The sequence below is a fragment of the Arenimonas sp. genome, from assembly GCF_019459675.1.
GTDB lineage: Bacteria > Pseudomonadota > Gammaproteobacteria > Xanthomonadales > Xanthomonadaceae > Arenimonas.
This window is the reverse complement of record NZ_JAIBFH010000182.1, coordinates 1-2850: the sequence shown is the minus strand read 5'-3', so window position 1 is coordinate 2850 and position 2850 is coordinate 1. Positions and strand designations below refer to the sequence as shown.

The 2850-nt window shown below is 72.1% G+C and carries 4 protein-coding genes; 2 read left to right on the top strand and 2 right to left on the bottom strand.

Features of this window, described 5'->3' with window-relative positions; genetic code table 11:
* Positions 1 to 1146: 5-(carboxyamino)imidazole ribonucleotide synthase (locus K0M70_RS06380; RefSeq protein ID WP_290780773.1), on the bottom strand; the 1146-nt coding region annotated here is incomplete at its 3' end.
* Positions 1143 to 1667, bottom strand: coding sequence for a 5-(carboxyamino)imidazole ribonucleotide mutase (gene purE / locus K0M70_RS06375; protein ID WP_290780772.1), 525 nt, complete (start codon positions 1665 to 1667; stop codon positions 1143 to 1145). The genes K0M70_RS06380 and purE, both read right to left, overlap by 4 nt.
* A gap of 62 nt (positions 1668 to 1729) precedes the next feature.
* Between purE and K0M70_RS06370 the strand changes: the two genes are divergently transcribed.
* Together K0M70_RS06370 and nadC are read left to right on the top strand one after the other, a co-directional pair.
* Entirely contained in the window at positions 1730 to 1996 is a 267-nt protein-coding gene (locus tag K0M70_RS06370; protein WP_290780771.1) for a Trm112 family protein, read from the top strand.
* Positions 1993 to 2844: a carboxylating nicotinate-nucleotide diphosphorylase gene (gene nadC, locus K0M70_RS06365; protein WP_290780774.1), complete on the top strand. Its 852-nt coding sequence runs from the start codon at positions 1993 to 1995 to the stop codon at positions 2842 to 2844. The genes K0M70_RS06370 and nadC overlap by 4 nt, the downstream gene beginning before the upstream one ends.
* Positions 2845 to 2850: the final 6 nt, after the last annotated feature.

The window sequence follows — 2850 nt, the reverse complement described above, 5'->3', positions numbered from 1 at the left end:
GCCCGGCTCGCGCAGCCTGGCCACGGGCGGCGCTACCTGCGCCTCGCGACCCAGGGCGCGGCCGCTGCGGTCGAGCGCGTCGGCCAACTCCGCGCGGCTGTCGGCGCGCAGCGTGGCGTGGCCAACCTTGCGGCCCTCGCGCGCTGACTTGCCGTAGTCATGCCAGTGGCCGCAGGCCTCGGCCAGCACCGGCAGCGGCGACGGCATCTCGCCGATCCAGTTCAGCATCACGCTGTAACCGATGGCGCGGGTGTCGCCCAGCGGCAGGCCGAGCACGGCCCGCAGGTGATTCTGGAACTGCGAGGTCTGCGCGCCTTCGATGGTCCAGTGACCGGAGTTGTGCACGCGCGGGGCCATTTCGTTGGCCAGCAGCACGCCGTCGCGCAGGAACAGCTCAAGCGCGAACACGCCCACGTAATCGAGCGCCTCGGCGACCTTGCGCGCGGTGTCCAGCGCCTGCGCCTGCAGCACCGCGTCCACGCTGGCGGGCGCCAGGCTGGCCGACAGGATGCCCGACTCGTGCCAGTTCTCGGTCAGCGGCCAGGCCCGCAGTTCGCCATCGCGGCCGCGCACGGCCACCACCGACAGCTCGCGCTGGAAAGCAACGAAGCCCTCCAGGATCAACCCGACGGTGTCGGCCTGCGGTCCCAGCGCCGCCCACGCCGCATCGGCATCGGCCGGCGACTTGATGCGGAACTGACCCTTGCCGTCGTAGCCCAGCCGGCGGGTCTTGAGGATACAGGGCGTGCCGATGCGCAGCAGTGCCTCGTCCATGGCCTGCCGGCTGGCGATGTCGGCGAACTCGGGCACCGGGATGCCCAGCTCGCGGAAAAGCGTTTTCTCCGCCAGCCGGTCCTGGGCCACGGCCAGGGCGCGCGGACTGGGGAACACCGGCACCCGCTCGGCCAGCCAGCGGGCGCTTTCGGCCGGCACGTTCTCGAAATCGAAAGTCGCCACGTCCACCTGGCCGGCAAAGGCCGCCAGCGCGTCCTGGTCGCGATAGTCGGCCTGCAGAAGCGGCGCGAACTGGGCGGCGCAGGCGTCCGGGGTCGAATCAAGCACCAGGAAGCGCAGGCCCAGAGGTGCGCCCGAAAGCGCCAACATGCGGGCCAGCTGCCCGCCGCCGAGGATGCCGACGGTGGTCACGGCTGCCGCGGGTCCGGACGATCCAGCACGTCCTGGGTCTGCCGGGCACGGAAGCCGTCCAGCGCAGCGCGCACCGCCGCGTGGTCGGGCGCCAGCAGCGCCGCGGCGAACAGGCCGGCGTTGGCCGCGCCCGCCGCGCCAATGGCGAAAGTGGCCACCGGCACGCCGGCGGGCATCTGCACGATCGACAGCAGCGAATCGAGCCCGTTGAGCGACTTGCTTTGCACCGGCACGCCCAGCACCGGCACCGGCGTCATCGCCGCCAGCATGCCCGGCAAGGGGGCGGCGCCGCCGGCGCCGGCGATGATGGCGCGCAGGCCGCGCGACTGCGCCGATCTGGCGTATTCCACCAGCAGGTCCGGCGTGCGGTGAGCCGACACCACCCTGACCTCATGCGGCACGCCCATCTGTTCCAGCCGGGTGACCGCGTGCTGCATGGTCTCCCAGTCCGAGCGCGACCCCATCACCACCCCAACCAGCGGGGAAGCAGCGTCCAGCGGTGCAGCGGCTCGTTCATTCATGGCGGGCGGCTTCGGCAAAACGCTATTCTAGACACAAGCCCACGCCGGACACAGCCACGCCCATGGACCGCAAACTGCTCGACATCCTTTGCTGCCCCACCAGCAAGCAGCCGCTGGCCCTGCTGGGCGGGCCGGAGCTGGCGGCCGTCAACCGCGCCATTGCCGCCGGCACCGTGGTTCGCGCCGACGGCAGCCCGCAGTCCGATGCGCTTTCCGAGGCCCTGGTCACGCAGGACCGCCGCACCGTCTATCGCATCGAAGACGGCATCCCGGTGCTGCTGGCGGACGAAGCCCTGGCCGTCGCCCAGGTCACCGACTTCCCGCGCTGATGGCCGGCCCCACGCCGCCCGCCGACCGGGTGTTGGCCGACGTCAGCCGCGCCCTGTCCGAAGACATCGGCCCGGGCGACGCCACCGCCCAACTGCTGCCTGACCTGCCGGCCGAAGCCTGGGTGGTCGCCAAGGAGGCCGGCACCATCGCCGGGCGCCCGTGGTTCGACGCCTGTTTCCAGGCGCTGGATCCGGCGGTGCGTATCCACTGGCGCGTCAGCGAGGGCCAGGCGGTCGCGGCGGGCACGGTGCTGGTCACGCTGGCCGGACGCACCCGTGCGCTGGTCAGCGCGGAGCGCCCGGCGCTGAACTTCCTGCAGACGCTGTCGGCCACCGCCACGTGCACCGCCCGCTACGTCGCCGCCGTGGCCGGCACCCGCACCCGCATCCTGGACACCCGCAAGACCCTGCCCGGGCTGCGCCTGGCGCAGAAGTACGCCGTGCGCACCGGCGGCGGCGTCAACCACCGCATGGGTCTTTACGACGCGGTGATGCTGAAGGAAAACCACATCAAGGCCGCCGGCTCGATCGCGGCTGCGGCGGCCGCGGCGCGCTCACTGCATCCGGAGCTGCCGCTGATCATCGAAGTGGAGGACCTGGATGAGCTCGACCAGGCCCTGGCCACCGGCTGCGACCGCATCCTGGTGGACGACTTCAGCCTGGACGCGCTGCGCGAAGCGGTCAGCCGATCGGCAGGACGCACGCCGCTGGAAGTTTCCGGCGGCGTGACGATGGAGCGCCTGGCGGAAATCGCCGCGTGCGGGGTGGACTACGTTTCGGTGGGCGCCCTCACCAAGAACGTGCAGGCGCTCGACCTGTCGCTGCGGCTGGGAACCCCGCCGGCCTGAGGCCGG

Bases quoted from the DNA above. Each gene is read 5' to 3' on its own strand.
- K0M70_RS06370 (WP_290780771.1), top strand. From the start codon at position 1,730: ATGGACCGCAAACTGCTCGACATCCTTTGCTGCCCCACCAGCAAGCAG.
- purE (WP_290780772.1), bottom strand. From the start codon at position 1,667: ATGAATGAACGAGCCGCTGCACCGCTGGACGCTGCTTCCCCGCTGGTT.